Source organism: Pseudomonas sp. Q1-7, from assembly GCF_028010285.1.
Classification (GTDB): domain Bacteria; phylum Pseudomonadota; class Gammaproteobacteria; order Pseudomonadales; family Pseudomonadaceae; genus Metapseudomonas.
On sequence record NZ_CP116304.1, the window covers coordinates 4,640,418 to 4,657,556 of the forward strand.

Consider the following 17,139-nt stretch of genomic DNA (forward strand, 5'->3'; position numbering starts at 1 on the left):
GATCAGGCCTCGATGGGGTCCACCTCCCGGCCCGCCACGGCGGTGTCCGCCAGGGATTCGCGCTGGCGCTCGGCGAGGATCATCCGCGCCGCCTTCTCGGCGATCACCAGCACCGGCGAGCAGGTATTGCCGGAAGTCAGGCTGGGCATGATCGAGGCGTCGGCGACGCGCAGGCCGGGGATGCCGTGCACGCGCAGTTGCGCGTCCACCACCGCGTCGCGGCCCTGGCCCATGCGGCAGGTGCCCGCCGGGTGGAAGATGGTGGTGCCGATCTCGGCGGCGGCGCGGTGCAGGTCCTCCTCGCTGCGGTAATCCGGGCCGGGCCGGTATTCCTCCGGTCGGTAGGGCGCCAGGGCCGGCGCGGCGACGATGCGGCGGGTCAGGCGGATGGCGTCGGCCGCCACCGCGAGGTCGCGCGGGTCGCTCAGGTAATTGGGCTGGATCGACGGCGCTTGGGACGGGTCGGTGGAGCGGATCTGCACCGTGCCCCGGCTGTGCGGACGCAGGTCGCAGACCGAAGCGGTGAAGGCCGGGAAGTCGTGCAGGGGCTCGCCAAAACGGTCCAGCGACAGCGGCTGCACGTGGTATTCGAGGTTGGCCGAAGGCTGCTGCGGGTCGGAGCGGGCGAAGGCGCCCAACTGGCTCGGCGCCATGGACAGCGGCCCGCTGCGGTCGAACAGGTAGCGCAGTCCCATGCCCAGCTTGCCCCACGGGCTGCCGGCGATCTGGTTGAGGGTCGGCACGCCGCTGACCTTGTAGACCAGGCGCAGTTGCAGGTGGTCCTGGAGGTTGCCGCCGACGCCGGGCAGCGCGTGGACGACGCCGATGCCCAGGCGTTCCAGCAGCGCGCGCGGACCGATGCCGGAGCGCTGCAGCAGGCTGGGCGAGCCGATAGCGCCGGCGCAGAGGATGATTTCGCGGCGCGCCTCGACACGCCGCTCAGTCCCCCGCCAGCGCACCAGCAGGGCCTTGGCCCGTCCCTCTTCGAGCAGCACCCGCTGCGCCTCGGCACCGGTCAGCACGGTCAGGTTGGGGCGCCAGCGGATGTCGTGCAGGAAGCCTTTCGAAGCGTTCCAGCGCACCCCGCCGCGCTGGTTCACCTGGAAGTAGCCGCAACCTTCGTTGTCCCCGCCATTGAAGTCGTCGACACGGGCAATGCCGGTCTGCGCGGCCGCCTCGCGAAAGGCATCCAGCAAGGTCCACGACAGGCGCTGGCGCTCCACCCGCCACTCGCCGCCGGCGCCATGCAGCGCACTGGCGCCGGCGAAGTGGTCCTCCATGCCACGGAACAGCGGCAGCAGGTCGCTCCAGCCCCAACCCGGGTTGCCTTCGGCCTGCCACCGGTCGTAGTCGCGGGCCTGGCCACGCATGTAAATCATGCCGTTGATGGAGGAGCAGCCGCCGAGCACCTTGCCACGCGGGTACTTCAGGGCGCGGCCGCCGAGACCGGGCACCGCGTCGGTGTCGAAGCACCAGTCGGTACGCGGATTGCCGATGCAGTAGAGGTAGCCGACGGGGATGTGGATCCAGGGATAGTTGTCCGTGCCGCCGGCCTCCAGGAGCAGGACGCGGTTGGCCGGATCGGCGGACAAGCGGTTGGCCAGCAGGCAGCCGGCGGGACCGGCGCCGACGATGAGGTAATCGCAGGTATCCATGGCCTGGGGCATGGCGAGCCTCGTCTTGTCGTTATTGTGATGGGCCTTGAGCCTGCGGCTGCGTGACCGGCAGGTCTTGGAAGGCTTGAGGCTAGTCGCTCATTCGCGATAAAAAAACAAACGTTTCGGGGCAGCTATTGTTCGTTTTCTAACAACGCCCTCCCCTCGCAAGGACCACGAGGCGCCACCGATGTTCGACTGGAATGACCTGCGTTTCTTTCTCGAATTGCACCGCAGCGGACGCCTGCTGACCGCCGCCAGGCGCCTGGGAACCACCCATGCCACCGTGGCCCGGCACATCGAGAACATCGAGCGCGACCTTGGCACCCAACTGTTCGCCCAGCACACCGGCGGCTACCAGCTGACCCCGGCGGGGCAACGCCTGCTGCGGCACGCCGAGGCCATGGAGAACGCCGCCCTGCTGGCCCAGGAAGACATGAGCCAGGCCATCTCGCCGCTGGGACAGATCCGCATTGGCGTCACCGAAGGCCTGGGCAGCGTCTTTCTCGCCCCGCGCCTGGCCGAGCTGATGCGCCAGTATCCGGGGCTGGAAGTGGAGCTGGTGTCGGTGCCGCGCTTCGTCAGCATCACCAACCGCGAAGCGGACATCGCCATCTCCCTCGACCGCCCCGGCGCCGACCTTGTGATCACCCGTTCCCTGACCCGCTACCGCCTCAGCCTGTTCGCCAGTCCGGCCTACCTGGAACAGGCACCGCCGCTGCGCGACCGCGACGACCTCGGCAAGCACCAGTGGATCGGCTACGTCGACGACCTGCTGTTCAGCCAGGAGCTGATGTTCCACCAGAGCTTCTGCCGCCACCCCCAGGTGGTGTTCCGCAGCACCAGCGTGGTCGCCCAGCAGCAGGCGGCCCAGGCCGGCATTGGCCTCGCCATCCTGCCGCACTTCATGGGCAGCCGCGATCCGCTGCTGGTGCCGGTGCTGCCGGCGGAGTACATCGAGCGCGAGTACTGGATGAGCGCCCGCCGCGAGCTGCACCGTTCGGTGCGCCTGCGGGTGGTCTGGGATTTCCTGCTGGCACTCTGTGCTCGGGAGCGCGCGCTGCTGCTCGGTGCGCCGGGTGATACCAGGCACCTATTACCTCCCATGTAATTGCCGCGCCCCCTGCCGTCCGCTACAAAGCGCCAGTCTTCCCAGGATCATCCCCATGCACAGCACCACCGACACCTTCGGCTTCCTGCTGAAGTCCTGGCGCCAGCGCCGTGGCCTCAGTCAGTTGGCCTTCGCCGAAAGCTGCGGCGCGTCCCAGCGGCATATCAGCTTCCTCGAAAGCGGCCGCTCGCAGCCAAGCCGGCAGATGGTCCTGCAACTGGCCGCCGGCCTCGACGTGCCGCTGCACGAGCGCAACGCCCTGTTGAACGCCGCCGGCTTCGCCCCGCTGTTCCGCGAGGCGGCGCTGGACCACCCGGACTCACGCTTCGTCCGCCAGGCCATCGAGCTGCTACTGGCCAAACAGGAGCCCTACCCCGCCGCACTGATCGACAGCCGCTGGAATCAGTTGCGGACCAACCAGGCCGGCACGCGCTTCTCCGGCTTCCTGATGGACGCCGCACCCCCGCCGGAAACCCTCGATGCCGCCGGCCACCCCAACCTGATCAAGCTGCTGATGCACCCCCAGGGGGTGCGTCCCTTTGTGCAGAACTGGCAGTCCATCGCCGCCTTCCTCATCCAGCGCCTCAAGCTGGACGCCCTGCGCATCGGCGGCGATGAACAGACCGACCAACTGTTCGCCGAACTGGCCCGCTTCCCCGGCGTGCCCGAGGTGCTGCCGACCCTGGGTGCCAGCCAGCTGGATTCGCCGGTGCTGATGACCCACTTCCGCAAGGGCGAACTGGAGCTGCGCTTCTTCACCACCCTCACCACCCTTGGCGCACCGCTGGATGCAGGCCTGGAGCAGCTGCGCCTGGAGTCCTACTTCCCGGCCGACGACGCCACCGAACACTTCATGACCCACATACTGCCCACCCTCGGAGCACCGCAATGAATCTCTGGTTCCGCCTGATCTGGATGCTGCTGACTCACTTCCGCCGCCCGCGCGTGGCGCCGCTCGGCAGCAGCGTGCTGAAGATGACCGTGCTGCCCAACGACCTGGACTTCAACGGCCATGTGAACAACGGCCGCTACCTGACCCTGGCCGACGTCGCGCGCATGGACTTCACCCTGCGCTGCGGCGCCGCCCGCGTGGCCTGGCAACGCCGCGCGCTGCCCATAGTGGGCGACGCCTGCGCCAAGTTCCGCCGCGACCTCAAGCCCTTCCAGCGCTTCGAAGTGCGCAGCCGCCTGCTCGGCTGGGACGAAAAATGGACCTTCCTCGAACACCGCTTCGTACGCCACGGCCGGGTGCTCGGTGTGGTGGTGATCCGCGGTCTGTTCAAGGCCCCCGACGGCCCGCTGGCGCCCAGCGTATTCGCCGAGGCCCTGGGCGTGGACCCGGTGTCGCCGCCACTGCCCGAGTGGCTGGTGGAATGGAATGCCAGCTGCGAGGCCATGAGCCAGGCATTGCGGGAGGAGGAGCGGTTGGACGACGCAACCCTCTCGCCCTCTCCCTGAGGGTGAGGGGGAACGGTACGGGCGGCGCCTCAGCGTCGCTCCGAATCCGCTAGCCCGGCCGCCGTGGCCAGCCCCTTCTCCGCCAGCCACGCGGCGTTGAACAACCGCCCCGCATACAGCCCGCCGCGGTCACAGAGCAGCGTCACTACCCGGTGGCCCGGCCCCATCTGCAGGGCCACCTGCACCGCCGCCGCCACGTTGATCCCCGACGAGCCGCCGACGAACAGGCCCTCCTCCCGCAGCAGGCGATAGACCATGGCCACGCAGGCCGGGTCGTCCACCTGCACGGCGTCGTCCAGCGGCGTGCCTTCGAGGTTGGCGGTGACCCGCGTGGTGCCGATGCCTTCGGTGATGGAGCTGCCCTCGGCGACCAGTTCGCCGCGCTTCACCCAGTTGTACAGCGCGCTGCCCATGGGGTCGGCGAGCACGGTGCGGATGCGCCCATCGCACACTTTGAGGTAGCGCGCGACGCCAGCCAGGGTACCGCCGGTGCCGGTGGCGCAGACGAAGGCGTCCAGCCGGCCGCCGGTGTCGGCCCAGATTTCCGGGCCGGTGGTCTCGAAGTGGGCCTGGCGGTTGGCGGTGTTGTCGAACTGGTTCGCCCAGATCGCGCCGGGCAGCGAGTCCGCCAGGCGGCCGGCGATCTTCTGGTAGTTGTCCGGGTCCTTGTAGGGCTTGGGCGGCACCGGCCGCACCTCGGCGCCGAGGGTGCGCAGCAGGTCGAGCTTTTCCTGGGACTGGTTGTCGGGAATCACGATGATGCACTGGTAGCCCCGCGCCGCGCAGAGGTGCGCCAGGCCGATGCCGGTGTTGCCGGCGGTGCCCTCCACCACCGTGCCACCAGGCCGCAGGTGGCCCCGGCGCTCGGCGTCTTCGAGGATGAAGCGGGCGGCGCGGTCCTTCACCGAACCGCCAGGGTTGAGGAATTCCGCCTTGGCCAGGATCTCGCAGCCGGTCTCGTCGCTGAGCCGGCGAAGACGCAGCATCGGCGTGTGGCCGATGCTGCCGATGAAACCGTCGCGAATCACCATGCCGCACCTCCCGGACGTCGCATGGGGACGAACACTTTCAGTCTAGTCGCGCGGGTTCGTCGGGCCCCTGCCGACCTGATGCCTGACGATGTCCGAAACGGCCGCGGTCATCACCGCTGTGGACACCCCGAACATCAGGATGCCGTTGGCCGCTTCCAGGGGGCCCAGCAGCCGCCATTGCTCGGTCATGACGATGTCGCCATAGCCCAGCGTCGCGAAGTTCACCCCCGAGTGGTAAAGCGCCGTGGCAAAGGCGTCGAACTCGCCCAGCGCCACGAACAGCAGGCCCCAGATCGCCATCTGGACGAAATTGCCCAACAGCATCGCCAGCATCACCAGCGACAGCAGCCAGGTAATGCGCGAGGGCGATGCGGGCACCCGTCCGGCCCTCACGTAACGGATGTACGGCTTCAGGCCAAAGGCCACGAACAGCGCCTGGATAACCAGGCAGAGCACCATCAGCGGAATTCCGACCAGCAGATTGAGCAGCATGGACCCGACCTCTCAAAGGGCTTGGCGACGTTTTCGGTTGAAGCGCCGGCGGTCGATCAGGAAGACCGCCGCGCAGGCGTACAGGGTGACCGCGATGAACAGCGCCATGCGCACCGCGAAGGCGGTGTAGACATCCTTGCCAGCCTCGCTGTCCTGCACCGACTGGCCAAGCAGGATGATCAGCGTCACCAGGGTGTTCACCCAGAAGGCCGGCGTCATCCGCGTTGCCGCCAGGGCATAGAGACGGCGCGCCAGCAGCAGGCCGAACAGCAACATCCAGAGGAAGAACATCCACAGGTGCGGGAACAGGCTGAGGGCGCTCCAGAACAGCATCGCCAACAGGCCGCCGAGCAAGGTCGAACCCAGCAGCTCGCGGCCGGCGGTGCGCGCCGAAGCGCCGCAGACCTGCTGGCCGAGGCTGACCGCCTTCATGATCAGCGGCATGTAGCTGGACGGGTCGACCAGCGCCAGCAGGAACGCCGGCAGAACCACCAGTGCGGCGCGCAGGGCAATCCAGGCCGACGCGCTGGCGTCCAGCGCAGGGCGGCCGGCCGCGCCCTTGGCAGTGGCCGGTTCCGGGAACAGCGCATGGCTGACCAGCACCACCAGGACGGCGAGCACGATGCCCTTGCCCAGTGCCTCGATGACCATGACCGCCAGGCCGAAATCGAAGGTGCCGGTCGCCGAGATCATCGTCAGGCCGACCACCAGGAACTGCGCCACCAGCGGATTTCCGCCCCGCAGGCCGTAGCGGAAGCAGAGGAACAGGCACACCCCCACCAGCAGGACGCCGCTGGGCGGCGCGTGGCGCAACAGCGGGATCATCAACAGGCCGATGCCGGTGGTGAGCATGACCACCAGCGCCAGCGCCGGGGCGGCCTTCAGCGGCAGCGGTCGGTTGCTGGTGGCCAGCAGGAGCACGACGAAGATCGGCGACAGAAAAGGAATCGGCAGGGCCAGACCGAAACCGATCGCCACGCTCAGAGCGACGCCGCTGGCCAGGCGCAGTGCCCGTCGGCCACGCGGGTCCGTTTCAGTAGGCATAGGACAACCAGCTCATCAGGCGGATGAACAGCCAGCCCAAGGGGTTGAGCGGATTGCCCTCGGTGGGAAAGGCCATGACCTCCGCCTGGCCGCCGACGCGCAGGCCCTTGAAATCCTCCAGCTCGCCGGGGGCGAATTCGACGATCACCGGGAAGCGTTGGGCCGGGCGCAGCCAGTCGCGGCTGTTCTCCACCGTCGGCAAGCTGCCGGGCGGCGGCGGCGGGTTCGCGGCAACGCCATAGCCAACGCTGCGCACGCGGCCTTCGAACACCCGGCCCGGCAGCGCATCGAGCACGATCGCCACCGGCGTGCCGGCCTCGACATGGCCCAGGTTGTTCTCGGTCATCTCGGCGCTCAGCCAGAGATCGTGAATGGCGATCAGGGTCATCACCGGGGCGCCGGCGCTGACGAACTGGCCGACATCGGTGCGCAGGTCGGTGATCAGCCCGGCCGAGCGCGTCCGCACCTGGGTGTTGGCCAGGTCCAGCTCGGCCTTTTCCAATGCGGTGGCGGCGCTGCGCAACTGGGCGTTTTCCTCCTCGCGGCCGCCCTGCTGCTCCCGTGCCCGCTCGACCTCGGCGCGTGCCGCGGCCACTTGGCTGGAGGCCTGCTCAAGGGTCGCGCGCGCGCCTTCGAGGCGGCGGACGGAGATGGTGCCCGGGTCTTCCCGGTACAGCCGTTCGAGGCGCTCGCGGTCCTGCCTGGCCTTCAATTCGCCGGCCTGGGCGGCGCGCAATGATGCCTGCGCCGAATCGATGCCGGCGGTGCTGGCACCGATCTGGCGCCGCATGGTTTCCAGGTCGGCGCGGGCCCGCTCGGCGGCGATCCGGTACTGGCTCGGGTCCACCTCGAACAGCAACTGGCCCGCCTCGACATCCTGGTTGTTACGCACCTGCACGCGGACCACCCGGCCCGCCACCTCGGCGGCCACCGGCACCACGAAGGCCTGCACCCGCGCCTGCTGGGTGTAGGGGGTGAAGCGGTCGGCCAGGAGGTACCAGACCAGGCTCAGGAGGATGACCAGCGCCACCCATCGGGTGCCCTTCGCGGCGGCGTCGGGCTTGGCCGGTTCGTCGGCCGGCGCCTGCGGTTGTTCGCTCATTCTCGTCCACCTTGTTCGCGGTCCGCGTCCGGCGTTGCCGGCGGCTCGTCCAGCAGGTCAGCCCAGTCGGTGCGTCGCTGCATCTGCTCGCGGGTGCTGTCGTCGATCATCGGCCCATCGCGATACCAGCCCCCACCGAGCGCCTTGTACAAGCCGATCAGGTTGCTCACCGCATCGCTGCGGCTGAGCAGGTAGCTTTCCTGCTGCTGGAACAACTCGCGCTGGGCATCCAGCACCCGTTGGAAGTCGGCGAAACCTTCGCGGTACTGGGCGTTGGCCAGGTCCAGCGAACGCAGCGCGGCCTCGGCGCTCTCGCGGCGGATGCGTTCGCTTTCCAGCGCCTTGGCCAGCCCGGTGGCGGCGTCGTCCGCCTCGCGCGCGGCCTGGCGCACGCGGTCGCGGTAGGCCTCGATCAGTTGCTGCAGGCGGGCGTCCTGCACCCGCACGTCGTTCTTGATCCGACCATGGTCGAACAGGTTCCAGGCCAGGCTGGGGCCGGCCACCAGGTCGCGGGTATTGGACGCGCCATCAAGGGTCGACACGCTCCAGGCAAGGCTGCCCAACAGGGTCACCGAGGGATACAGATCGGCCTCGGATACGCCGATCAGCGCCGACTGGGCGGCCACCGCCAGTTCGGCGGAACGCACATCCGGGCGGCGCAGCAGCAGGTTGGCCGGGACGTCCTGCAGCACCGCATGGTCGGGAAGCGGGATGAGCCCTTCCCGCTCGCGCAATTCGGGCAGGGGGCCGGGCGGGCGGCCCACCAGCACGGCAAGGGCGTTGCGGGTGCGCAGCACCTGCCCTTCCAGGTCCGGGATGCCGGCCAGGGTGCCCAGGTACTGGGTTCTGGCCTGCTGGAAATCCAGTTCGGCGCTGTCGCCGCTGCGAAACAGGCGTTCGGTGATCTCGAAGCTGCGCTTCTGCCGCGCGGCGTTCTCCCGGGCGATGCGCAACCGCGCCTCGAAGGTACGCAGGATGAAGTAGGTGTCCGCCACCTGGGCGCGCAGCAGCACCAGCACGTCCTCGTAGTTGGCCTGGGCCGCGAAGTAGGCAGCGTCGGCCGACTCGATGGCTCGGCTGAAGCGCCCCCAGAAGTCCAGCTCCCAGGCAATGTCGAAACCCACGCTGGACTGCCAGAAGTGGGCGTCCTGGGGGTTACGGCCACCGGACTGGCGGCGGTCCAGGTACAGGCTCTCGGCACTGGCCTGCTGGAACTGCGGGTAGCGGCCGCTCAGGGCGATGCCCAATTGCGCGCGGGCTTCCATCACCCGCAGGCCGGCGATCTCCAGGCCGGGGTTGTAGGCGTCCGCCTCGGCGATCAGGGCATCGAGGGCCGGGTCCTCGAACACATTCCACCACTGCAGGAAGTCGGGTTGCGGCTGGTCGCGGCTCATCTGCACCAGCGCCGGGCTGTTCCAGTGCTCGACCCAGGGCTCGCGGGGCGACTGGAAATCCGGGCCCAGGCGCACGCAGCCGGTAAGGCCCAGCGTGCCCAGCAGTGCCAGGCACAGAGCGCTGGAACGGGCCATGGCGCCCGCGCCTGGTCAGGTCGCCCGCCCTTCTTCCTCGGCGTCTTCCAGCGTCTGCGGCTGGTCGGCCACCCAGTGCCAGAACAGCATGTAGCCCACCGCCAGGACCACCGGCCCGATGAACAACCCGATGATGCCACCGGTGACCATGCCGCCGAGGGCGCCGATCAGCACCACCGGCATCGGCACGTTGACGCCCCGCCCCAGCAGCAGGGGCTTGAGGATGTTGTCGGACATCCCGGCGACGAAGCTGTAGATGGCGAAAATGATGGTGCCGGCGGTCGCGCCTTCGGTGGCGAAGACGAAGATGATCACTGGAATGGTGATCAGCAGCACCGGCAACTGCATGATCCCCAGCAGCAGCACCAGCAACGCCAGCAGCCCGGCACCGGGAATGCCCATCAGCACGAAGCCGAGCCCGACCAGCAGCATCTGGATGAAGGCGATGCCGACCACCCCCTGGGCCACGGCGCGGATGGTCGCCGTGCACAGCTGGGCGATCTGCGGCCCCCGGTCCGGCCCGGAAATGCGCGCGGCGATCTGGATGGCGCTGCGATGGCCGTTCTCGCCGTAGGCCATGAAGATCCCCCCTACGATCAGCGCACCGATGAACAGCAGGAAGCCCGCGCCCACCCCGGCGAGCTTGCCGAGCATGCCCAGGCCAAAGCCACGCAGGTGCGGCAGCAGCTCCTTGATCAGGCTGGTCAGGTCGCTCGAGGCCTGCTGCCAGAAGCTGTACAGGGACTGACCGATCAGCGGCCAGCTGGCCACCGACTCGTTGGGCGCCGGGACGCGCAGGTCGCCTTCCTTGACCAGCTCGATGGCCGCCTGCACCGACTCGGCCATGGACGACGCCAGCAAGTAGATCGGCACCATCAGCAGCGCCAGGGATACGACCACTATCAGCGTGGCCACATGGCCGTCGCGCAGGCCCAGCCGCTCCCTGAGCCTGCAGTGCAGCGGATAGAAGGTGACGCCCAGGATCAGCGCCCAGAGCATCAGGTTGAGAAACGGATGGAAGACCTGGTAGCAGGAGATAGCGAGAATCGCGACCAGGCCGGCTCGAATGAGCACATCCATCAGGCCGCGGGACAGGATTCTTTCCGAAACGGAACTTGGCAGCATCGAGTTCTCCTTCTGCTGTGGCACTCAGGCGAGACCAGTCGGACGGGGCGCAAGATCCTCAAACCGGACGGGGACTGATCCAAGTCATTTCGCTTCAATGATTGTCATTTTTGCCGGCATTCCGGCTACGACGTCCCTATCGGAACGGGCATATCGCGGCGGCTGCGCACGAGCGACACCGCAGGAACCAGCATAGACGCTGCGCCACATCTGGCAGGGACCCTTGCGAGGCGCGCGCTCGCAAGGGCGGTGGAGCGGCGGTGAGGGGGCATCAGTCGGCGGTTTCGCCGATGTCCTCGTTCCACAGCGCCGGCCGGGCCTGGATGAAGTCCTCCATCAGCTTCACGCACGCGGCGTCCTGCAGCACCTCCAGTTGCACGCCACGGGAGCGAAGCAGTTCTTCCTCGCCGAGGAAGGTGCGGTTCTCGCCAATGACCACCTTGGGAATGCCGTAGAGCAGGATCGCGCCACTGCACATGGAACAGGGCGACAGCGTGGTGTAGAGCACGGCCTCCCGGTAGACGCTGGCGGGCTGGCGGCCGGCGTTCTCGAAGGCATCCATCTCGCCGTGCTTGATGGCGCTGCCTTCCTGGATGCGGCGGTTGTGCCCACGGCCGATGATGCGACCCTTGTGGACGATCACCGAACCGATGGGAATCCCGCCCTCGGCCAGGCCCTGGCGGGCTTCGTCGATTGCGGCTTGCATGAAGGGGTCCATGGTCACTCCTCGTTGTCCTTGTTGAACGGGTCGCCAGGCAGATTAGCCGCTGCGGCGCGCGTGGGGGGCGCGATTTCAATGATCGGGGCGGCGTGGCCCGTTGCAGTGCTGCAAGGATGTTTCCGGTACCCGGTCATGGATAAGCGTGACAGCCGGCACTCTATCCAGCGCGCTTGCAGGCGCTCAGGGTTAAGAGCCGGCAGGAACGATTGCTGTCGGAACAACCGAAATCCGTAGGAAGAGGCTTAGGGAAGCGCCCCTGGTGGACCGGTAACGCGTGGCCCACCGCGGCTGGCGGTCGTGCCTTTGTAGAGGGTGCGGGCGGCGTTCCGCTAGAGCGAAGCGAAACCCATCGATGGCTCCGTCGCCGGGAAAACCGACCGCCTATGGCGCCTCGTCCGACTGTGTCTCCCGCCAACGCTGGTAGGCGTTGATCCCCGCGCGTACCGAACTGAACACCAGCGGCGGCTTCAGTTCGCCCAGCTCGCCGGAACGCTGCAGCAGGTCATAGGTGGGGCCAAGCAGGCGGGCGAAGCCGAAATGCACGCCCTGGGCGGCCAGGGTCTGCTGCACTTCGCGCAGGGTCGCGAGGCCGGTGAGGTCGAGGTTGATCATCGTCTCGGCGTTGAGCAGCACCGCGCGCGGCCGCTCCGCCTGCTCCACCAGGCGCAACAGCCGCTGCTTGAAGTAGTCGGCATTGAAGAACAGCAGGGGCGCGTCGAAGCGGTAGATCAGCAGCCCCGGCAAGGTGCTGGCCTGTGGATAACGGCTCAGCTCGACCTGGCCGTCGACGCCGTCCACCCAGCCCAGCACGGCGTCGCTGGGGCGGTAGGCGAAGTACAGCAGGCGCAGCAGCGCCAGGGCCACGGCGACGAAGATGCCGGGTAGCACGCCGACACCCAGCACGCCGATGGTGGTCAGCAGGCAGAGGCCACATTCGAAGCGGCTGAGGCGCCAGAACCCCTTCAGCGCGCGCACGTCGATCAGGCCCCAACCGGCCAGCAGCAGCACTGCACCCAGGGCGGCGATGGGCACCCAGGCCAGCGGTCCGTGGAGGAACACCAGCACCGCGACTATCACCAGCGCCACCACCACGCTGACCATCTGCGTCTTGCCGCCCACCAGGTCGTTCACCGCCGTGCGCGAGTCGGCACCGCTGATGACGAAGGCCTGGGATACCCCGGCACCGACGTTGGCCAGGCCCAGGGCGATGAACTCGTGGTTGGCGTCGATGGCGTAGCCGCGGCGGGCGGCGAAGCTGCGCGCGGTGAGCATGGCGCTGCAGAAGCTGACGATGGTGATACCGGTGGCATCGCGCAGCAGCGAGAGCAGTTCCTGATAGCTCGCGCGGGGCCAGCCGAACTCCGGCAACCCCGCCGGAACGGCGCCCAGCAGGGCCACGCCATGGCGATCCAGCCCCAGCCCGGCGGAGGCGGCCGAGGCCAGCACCAGGGCCACCAGGGCCACCGGCAGCCGTGGCCAGCGGCGCGGCAGGAGGACCATCAGCAGCAGGGTCGCGGCGCCCAGGGCCAGGGTCGGCAGGTGTGTGTCGGCCAGGTTGCGGATCATCGCCAGCAGGCCAGCGATGAAGCCGCTGGTTTCGCTCTGGTAGCCCAGCAACTTGCCCAATTGGCCGGCCAACAGGCTGAGTCCGATGCCGTTGAGGTAGCCCACCAGGATCGGCCGCGAGAGGAAGCTGGCGATAAAGCCGGCACGGATGAACCCGGCGAGGATGGACAACCCACCGACCATGACGGCCACGATCATCGACAGGTGCACCAGGTGCTGGGGATCGCCGGCGGCCAGCGGCGTGATGGCAGCGGCCACCATGGCCGCGGTGGCGGCGTCGGGGCCAACCATCAATTGGCGCGAGCCGCCCACCAGGGCGTAGATCAGCATCGGCAGGATGCAGGCGTAAAGCCCGACCTGGGCGGGAAAGCCGATGATCTGCGCATAGGCGATGGCGGTGGGAATCTGTACCGCCGCGACCGACAGGCCGGCGGTGAGGTCGGGGCGCAGCCACTCGCGGCGATACTGGAAATTGCCGACACGGCTGCGCAACCGCTGAACCCATTGCATCGGATCGGTCCTTCAGAACATCGATCCTGGAAAGCTTATCAACGGCGCCGGATTTTTCCCGGCGCCGCGGTCATCTTTGAGAATTATTGATCCTTCTCACAGTTGATCATCCAGGGCACGCCGAAGCGGTCCACCAGCATGCCGAAGCGCGCGGCCCAGAAGGTCTGCGCCAGAGGCATCTGCACCTGGCCGCCTTCGGCCAGAGCCTTGAACACCCGCTCGGCTTCCGCCACCCGGTCGACGTTGATCGAGACGCTGATACCGTGAATGCCCTGGAAAGGCACCTGGGGCGGGCAGTCCGAGCCCATGATCACCTGGTCGCCCACCGCCAGGCGGGCGTGCATGATCTTGTCGCCAAATCCGGCGGGCACCTCATTGCTGGCCGGGCTTTCGGCGAAGGTCAGGAAGGCTTCCAGGGTGCCGTTGAGCACTTGGGCGTAGAACCGGAAGGCCGGGCCGCACTGGCCGTCGAACGTCAGGTAGGGGTCGATTTTCATGGGGGTCTCCTGTCCGTGGTGGGGGGCCGTCACGACTGACGGGCCTTTTCGAAGACGCGTTGCTCCTGCTCGCGCAGCTCGGGGGTGAATTCCTCACCGAAGTCCTCGGCTTCGAAGACCTGCCGGATTTCGATCTCGGAATCGGAAAGCATGGGGTTGGGGCAACGCTTGACCCATTCGATGCAGTCCTCGAGGGAGTCCACCTTGAACAGCCAGAATCCGGCGATGAGTTCCTTGGTTTCGGCGAAGGGGCCGTCGATGACGCTGCGGTCCTTGCCCTTGAATACCACACGCGCACCCCGGGAACTCGGGTGCAAGCCCTCGCCAGCGAGGAGGACGCCGGCATTCACCAGCGCCTCGTTGTACTGGCCCATGGCCGTAAGCAGTTCAGTGCTGGGCATGATGCCGGCTTCCGATTCCGGGGTGGCTTTGACGATCACCATGAAGCGCATTGTCTTTCTCCTTGTGGTTGGCCCGCGGCCCTTGCCGACTGGCTGTGCCTATTGGTCGAAGGCGAATCGACGGAATCGACAGCAGGCCGAAGATTTTTTCGGCAGCGCGGGACTGGGACAGCGTAGCCCCGGATGGAGGACTTGCGCGGCTGGGGTGACTGGTGAACTCGGCTGGCGAAGTTCCGCCCACCGCAAGGTTGGTGCCGAGCGAAGCGAAGCCCGACAAGGCGCGCGTCAAGTGCCCGATGCGTCGGGCCTCGCGGGCTCGGCACCGACCTACAGGGCGGTTGCGCCGCCCTTGGCGAATGAACTCGCCCTCACGGACACAACGTCAGCGTGGGGCGATGTGCGCCACCATCAGCTGCACGCTTTCCTGGCCGCGGTATTCATTGACGTCCAGCTTGTAGGCCAGCTCCGCCCAACGCACGCTGGCGTTGGGCCATTGCTCGCGGTCGATGTTGAAGGCGATGCCGTCCAGTTGCAGCGAGCCGCACTCGCTTTTCAGCACCAGCTTCAGGTGACGCTCACCGACAAGGCGCTGCTGGACGATCTGGAACACGCCATGGAACAGCGGCTCGGGGAAATGCTGGCCCCAGGGGCCGGCCAGGCGCAGGGCGCGGGCCAGTTCCAGGTGGAACTCCTCGATGCTCAGTTGACCGTCGGAGAGCAGGCGGCCGGTGAGATCGTCCTCGCTCAACTGGCGGCGGGTTTCGGCGTCGAAGGCGGCGGCGAAGGCGCCGAAGTTTTCCACAGGCAGGGACAGGCCGGCGGCCATGGCATGACCGCCGAACTTGCTGATCAGGCCCGGATGGCGGGCGGCCACGGCGTCCAGCGCGTCACGGATATGGAAGCCCGGCACCGAGCGCGCCGAGCCCTTGAGCAGACCGTCGCCGGCATCGGCGAAGGCGATGGTCGGGCGGTGGTAACGCTCCTTCAGGCGCGAGGCGAGGATGCCGATCACGCCCTGGTGCCAATCCGCCTCGAACACGCAGAGGCCGAAGGGCATGTCTTCGATGGGCAGGTTCTTCAACTGGGCCAGGGCCTCGCGCTGCATGCCCTGCTCGATGGCCTTGCGGTCCTGGTTGAGCTGGTCGAGTTGCACCGCCATGTCGCGGGCCAGGGATTCGTCTTCGCAGAGCAGGCATTCGATGCCCAGGCTCATGTCATCCAGGCGACCGGCGGCGTTCAGGCGCGGGCCGAGGATGAAGCCGAGGTCGGTGGACGTGATGCGCCCCGCCGGCCGCCCGGCCACGTCGAGGATCGCCTTGAGGCCGGGCCGCGCGCGGCCGGCGCGGATGCGTGCCAGGCCCTGGTGGACCAGGATGCGGTTGTTGGCGTCCAGGGGCACCACGTCGGCCACGCTGCCCAGGGCGACCAGGTCCAGCAGGTCGCCGAGGTTGGGTTCCTTGATGCCGGCGCGGGCAAACCAGTCCAGCTCACGCAGCCGCGCGCGCAAGGCGAGGAGCACGTAGAAGATCACGCCGACACCGGCCAGGGACTTGCTGGGGAAATCGCAACCCGGCTGGTTGGGGTTGACGATGGCGTCCGCCGCCGGCAGCTCAGGGCCCGGCAGGTGGTGGTCGGTGACCAGGACCCGGAGGCCGGCTGCCTTGGCGGCGGCCACGCCTTCGACGCTGGAGATTCCGTTGTCCACGGTCACCAGCAGGTCGGGATGGCGCTGCAGGGCCACGGCGACGATCTCGGGGGTCAGGCCATAGCCGTATTCGAAGCGGTTGGGCACCAGATAGTCGACCTGGAAGGCACCGAGCATGCGCAGGCCGAGCACGCCGACGCTGCTGGCGGTGGCGCCGTCGGCGTCGAAGTCGCCGACATAGAGGATGCGCTGGCGCTTCTCCAGGGCTTCCACCAGCAGGGCCACGGCGGCGTCGATGCCCTTGAGTCGCTGGTAGGGGATCAGCCGCGCCAGGCTCTTGTCCAGCTCGGTCGCCGAATGCACGCCACGGGCGGCGTAAAGGCGGGTCAGCAGCGGCGGCAGGTCGCCCAGGTCAGGCAGTACATCGGGCAGGACGCGGTGTTCGATACGCATGGACGATCCAATCGTTGACTCGACTTCCCCTCTCCCTCCGGGACAGGGCTTGGCGGTTGTGGCGCAGAACCTGTTTACGATTTCGCGGGCTAAAGCCATGCAAGGCAAAAACAGGCGCGGAAGCGGGGTTTACGACTGTAAATGAGCATTCCGAGCCTATTTTTAACGCAGCAGGGCCGACGCGCAGCAGATCGTAAGCAGGTTCTCAGCGTTCCCCGGCCAGCCACTCCAGAGGAACTTCGTGCTGGCCGCGTTCATCGGTGACGAACAGGGTGCCGTCGCTGATCATCACGCTCCAGCTGACCGAGCGCGGCAGGTCGCGGGCCAGTTCTTCCAGGGCTTCCTGGCCGACGGCAACGACGTTGATGTTCTTCAGGCTGCGCACACCGTCCAGCACCTTGGTCTGCCAGACCCGCAGGTTGCCGTAGGCCACCAGGCTGAAGCGTTCGGTGCGGCGCGAGCACCAGGTGATGCGCTCGGCATCGGGCTGGCCGACTTCGATCCAGTGCAGCACGCGGTCATCCAGGCTCTTCTCCCACAGGGCCGGCTCGTCCACATCCGACAGTCCACGGCCGAACGACAGTTGCTCGTGGTACCAGAGCGCGTAGGCGATCAGACGCACGGCCAGGCGTTCCTCGGTTTCCGAGGGGTGCTTGGCTACGGTGAAGCGCAGGTTCTCGTAGACGCTGCGGTCCAGGTCGGTGAGGTTGAGTTCGACTTTGTAGGGGGTCGCTTGGAGGGCCATGGCGGGCTTCTTGGTTAGTCGCGGAGGGCGGCAAGTCTACCCTGATTCCATGGC

The 17,139-nt window shown here is 67.8% G+C and carries 16 protein-coding genes; 3 read left to right on the top strand and 13 right to left on the bottom strand.

Translation table 11 applies throughout. The annotated features are described in order from the left end of the window. Positions 1 to 2: 2 nt before the first annotated feature. Positions 3 to 1,667, bottom strand: a complete 1,665-nt coding sequence (locus tag PJW05_RS21520) for a GMC family oxidoreductase (RefSeq protein WP_271408980.1) — start codon at positions 1,665 to 1,667, stop codon at positions 3 to 5. Positions 1,668 to 1,845: 178 nt separating this feature from the next. Here PJW05_RS21520 and PJW05_RS21525 point away from each other — a divergent pair, with 178 nt between their 5' ends. From PJW05_RS21525 to PJW05_RS21535, 3 genes are read left to right on the top strand one after another with little or no spacing between them, the layout of a single operon-like run. Next, on the top strand, positions 1,846 to 2,766 hold the full coding sequence (locus tag PJW05_RS21525) for a LysR family transcriptional regulator (protein WP_271408981.1): 921 nt from the start codon (positions 1,846 to 1,848) through the stop codon (positions 2,764 to 2,766). A gap of 55 nt (positions 2,767 to 2,821) precedes the next feature. Next, positions 2,822 to 3,658, top strand: coding sequence for a helix-turn-helix domain-containing protein (locus PJW05_RS21530; RefSeq protein ID WP_271408982.1), 837 nt, complete (start codon positions 2,822 to 2,824; stop codon positions 3,656 to 3,658). Then, on the top strand, positions 3,655 to 4,224 hold the full coding sequence (locus tag PJW05_RS21535) for a thioesterase family protein (RefSeq protein ID WP_271408983.1): 570 nt from the start codon (positions 3,655 to 3,657) through the stop codon (positions 4,222 to 4,224). Before PJW05_RS21530 ends, PJW05_RS21535 begins: the two co-directional genes overlap by 4 nt. Before the next feature lie 29 nt (positions 4,225 to 4,253). Here PJW05_RS21535 and PJW05_RS21540 read toward each other — a convergent pair whose 3' ends face one another. The 12 genes from PJW05_RS21540 to PJW05_RS21595 form a co-directional block, all read right to left on the bottom strand. Then, positions 4,254 to 5,255: a cysteine synthase A gene (locus tag PJW05_RS21540; RefSeq protein WP_271408984.1), complete on the bottom strand. Its 1,002-nt coding sequence runs from the start codon at positions 5,253 to 5,255 to the stop codon at positions 4,254 to 4,256. A gap of 42 nt (positions 5,256 to 5,297) precedes the next feature. Next, positions 5,298 to 5,747, bottom strand: a complete 450-nt coding sequence (locus tag PJW05_RS21545) for a potassium channel family protein (protein WP_271408985.1) — start codon at positions 5,745 to 5,747, stop codon at positions 5,298 to 5,300. Positions 5,748 to 5,759: 12 nt separating this feature from the next. Beyond that, positions 5,760 to 6,791: a DUF2955 domain-containing protein gene (locus tag PJW05_RS21550; RefSeq protein ID WP_271408986.1), complete on the bottom strand. Its 1,032-nt coding sequence runs from the start codon at positions 6,789 to 6,791 to the stop codon at positions 5,760 to 5,762. Beyond that, positions 6,781 to 7,893, bottom strand: a complete 1,113-nt coding sequence (locus PJW05_RS21555) for an HlyD family secretion protein (protein WP_271408987.1) — start codon at positions 7,891 to 7,893, stop codon at positions 6,781 to 6,783. The genes PJW05_RS21550 and PJW05_RS21555 overlap by 11 nt, the downstream gene beginning before the upstream one ends. Further along, positions 7,890 to 9,422, bottom strand: a complete 1,533-nt coding sequence (locus PJW05_RS21560) for an efflux transporter outer membrane subunit (protein WP_271408988.1) — start codon at positions 9,420 to 9,422, stop codon at positions 7,890 to 7,892. Before PJW05_RS21560 ends, PJW05_RS21555 begins: the two co-directional genes overlap by 4 nt. A 15-nt stretch (positions 9,423 to 9,437) precedes the next feature. Further along, complete coding sequence (locus tag PJW05_RS21565) at positions 9,438 to 10,547, bottom strand: AI-2E family transporter (RefSeq protein ID WP_271408989.1); 1,110 nt, start codon at positions 10,545 to 10,547, stop codon at positions 9,438 to 9,440. 271 nt (positions 10,548 to 10,818) lie between these two features. Continuing rightward, on the bottom strand, positions 10,819 to 11,265 hold the full coding sequence (locus PJW05_RS21570; protein ID WP_271408990.1) for a nucleoside deaminase: 447 nt from the start codon (positions 11,263 to 11,265) through the stop codon (positions 10,819 to 10,821). Positions 11,266 to 11,649: 384 nt separating this feature from the next. After that, complete coding sequence (locus PJW05_RS21575; protein WP_271408991.1) at positions 11,650 to 13,344, bottom strand: SulP family inorganic anion transporter; 1,695 nt, start codon at positions 13,342 to 13,344, stop codon at positions 11,650 to 11,652. An 83-nt stretch (positions 13,345 to 13,427) separates the two neighbouring features. Further along, complete coding sequence (locus PJW05_RS21580) at positions 13,428 to 13,841, bottom strand: VOC family protein (protein ID WP_271408992.1); 414 nt, start codon at positions 13,839 to 13,841, stop codon at positions 13,428 to 13,430. A 29-nt stretch (positions 13,842 to 13,870) separates the two neighbouring features. Beyond that, positions 13,871 to 14,293 (bottom strand): YciI family protein, encoded by a 423-nt coding sequence (locus PJW05_RS21585; RefSeq protein WP_271408993.1) that lies wholly within the window; start codon positions 14,291 to 14,293, stop codon positions 13,871 to 13,873. Positions 14,294 to 14,624: 331 nt separating this feature from the next. Continuing rightward, a complete protein-coding gene (gene recJ, locus PJW05_RS21590) occupies positions 14,625 to 16,340 on the bottom strand; it encodes a single-stranded-DNA-specific exonuclease RecJ (RefSeq protein WP_271408994.1) in 1,716 nt (571 codons plus the stop codon). Positions 16,341 to 16,545: 205 nt separating this feature from the next. Next, on the bottom strand, positions 16,546 to 17,085 hold the full coding sequence (locus PJW05_RS21595; RefSeq protein ID WP_271408995.1) for a YaeQ family protein: 540 nt from the start codon (positions 17,083 to 17,085) through the stop codon (positions 16,546 to 16,548). Positions 17,086 to 17,139: the final 54 nt, after the last annotated feature.

What these genes read in the sequence shown, in the direction of transcription:
- PJW05_RS21525 (WP_271408981.1), top strand. Translation starts at nt 1,846, where the DNA reads ATGTTCGACTGGAATGACCTGCGTTTCTTTCTCGAATTGCACCGCAGC.
- PJW05_RS21570 (WP_271408990.1), bottom strand. Translation starts at nt 11,265, where the DNA reads ATGGACCCCTTCATGCAAGCCGCAATCGACGAAGCCCGCCAGGGCCTG.
- PJW05_RS21535 (WP_271408983.1), top strand. Translation starts at nt 3,655, where the DNA reads ATGAATCTCTGGTTCCGCCTGATCTGGATGCTGCTGACTCACTTCCGC.
- PJW05_RS21545 (WP_271408985.1), bottom strand. Translation starts at nt 5,747, where the DNA reads ATGCTGCTCAATCTGCTGGTCGGAATTCCGCTGATGGTGCTCTGCCTG.
- PJW05_RS21585 (WP_271408993.1), bottom strand. Translation starts at nt 14,293, where the DNA reads ATGCGCTTCATGGTGATCGTCAAAGCCACCCCGGAATCGGAAGCCGGC.
- PJW05_RS21550 (WP_271408986.1), bottom strand. Translation starts at nt 6,791, where the DNA reads ATGCCTACTGAAACGGACCCGCGTGGCCGACGGGCACTGCGCCTGGCC.
- PJW05_RS21565 (WP_271408989.1), bottom strand. Translation starts at nt 10,547, where the DNA reads ATGCTGCCAAGTTCCGTTTCGGAAAGAATCCTGTCCCGCGGCCTGATG.
- PJW05_RS21540 (WP_271408984.1), bottom strand. Translation starts at nt 5,255, where the DNA reads ATGGTGATTCGCGACGGTTTCATCGGCAGCATCGGCCACACGCCGATG.
- PJW05_RS21580 (WP_271408992.1), bottom strand. Translation starts at nt 13,841, where the DNA reads ATGAAAATCGACCCCTACCTGACGTTCGACGGCCAGTGCGGCCCGGCC.
- PJW05_RS21575 (WP_271408991.1), bottom strand. Translation starts at nt 13,344, where the DNA reads ATGCAATGGGTTCAGCGGTTGCGCAGCCGTGTCGGCAATTTCCAGTAT.
- PJW05_RS21560 (WP_271408988.1), bottom strand. Translation starts at nt 9,422, where the DNA reads ATGGCCCGTTCCAGCGCTCTGTGCCTGGCACTGCTGGGCACGCTGGGC.
- PJW05_RS21530 (WP_271408982.1), top strand. Translation starts at nt 2,822, where the DNA reads ATGCACAGCACCACCGACACCTTCGGCTTCCTGCTGAAGTCCTGGCGC.
- PJW05_RS21595 (WP_271408995.1), bottom strand. Translation starts at nt 17,085, where the DNA reads ATGGCCCTCCAAGCGACCCCCTACAAAGTCGAACTCAACCTCACCGAC.
- recJ (WP_271408994.1), bottom strand. Translation starts at nt 16,340, where the DNA reads ATGCGTATCGAACACCGCGTCCTGCCCGATGTACTGCCTGACCTGGGC.
- PJW05_RS21555 (WP_271408987.1), bottom strand. Translation starts at nt 7,893, where the DNA reads ATGAGCGAACAACCGCAGGCGCCGGCCGACGAACCGGCCAAGCCCGAC.
- PJW05_RS21520 (WP_271408980.1), bottom strand. Translation starts at nt 1,667, where the DNA reads ATGCCCCAGGCCATGGATACCTGCGATTACCTCATCGTCGGCGCCGGT.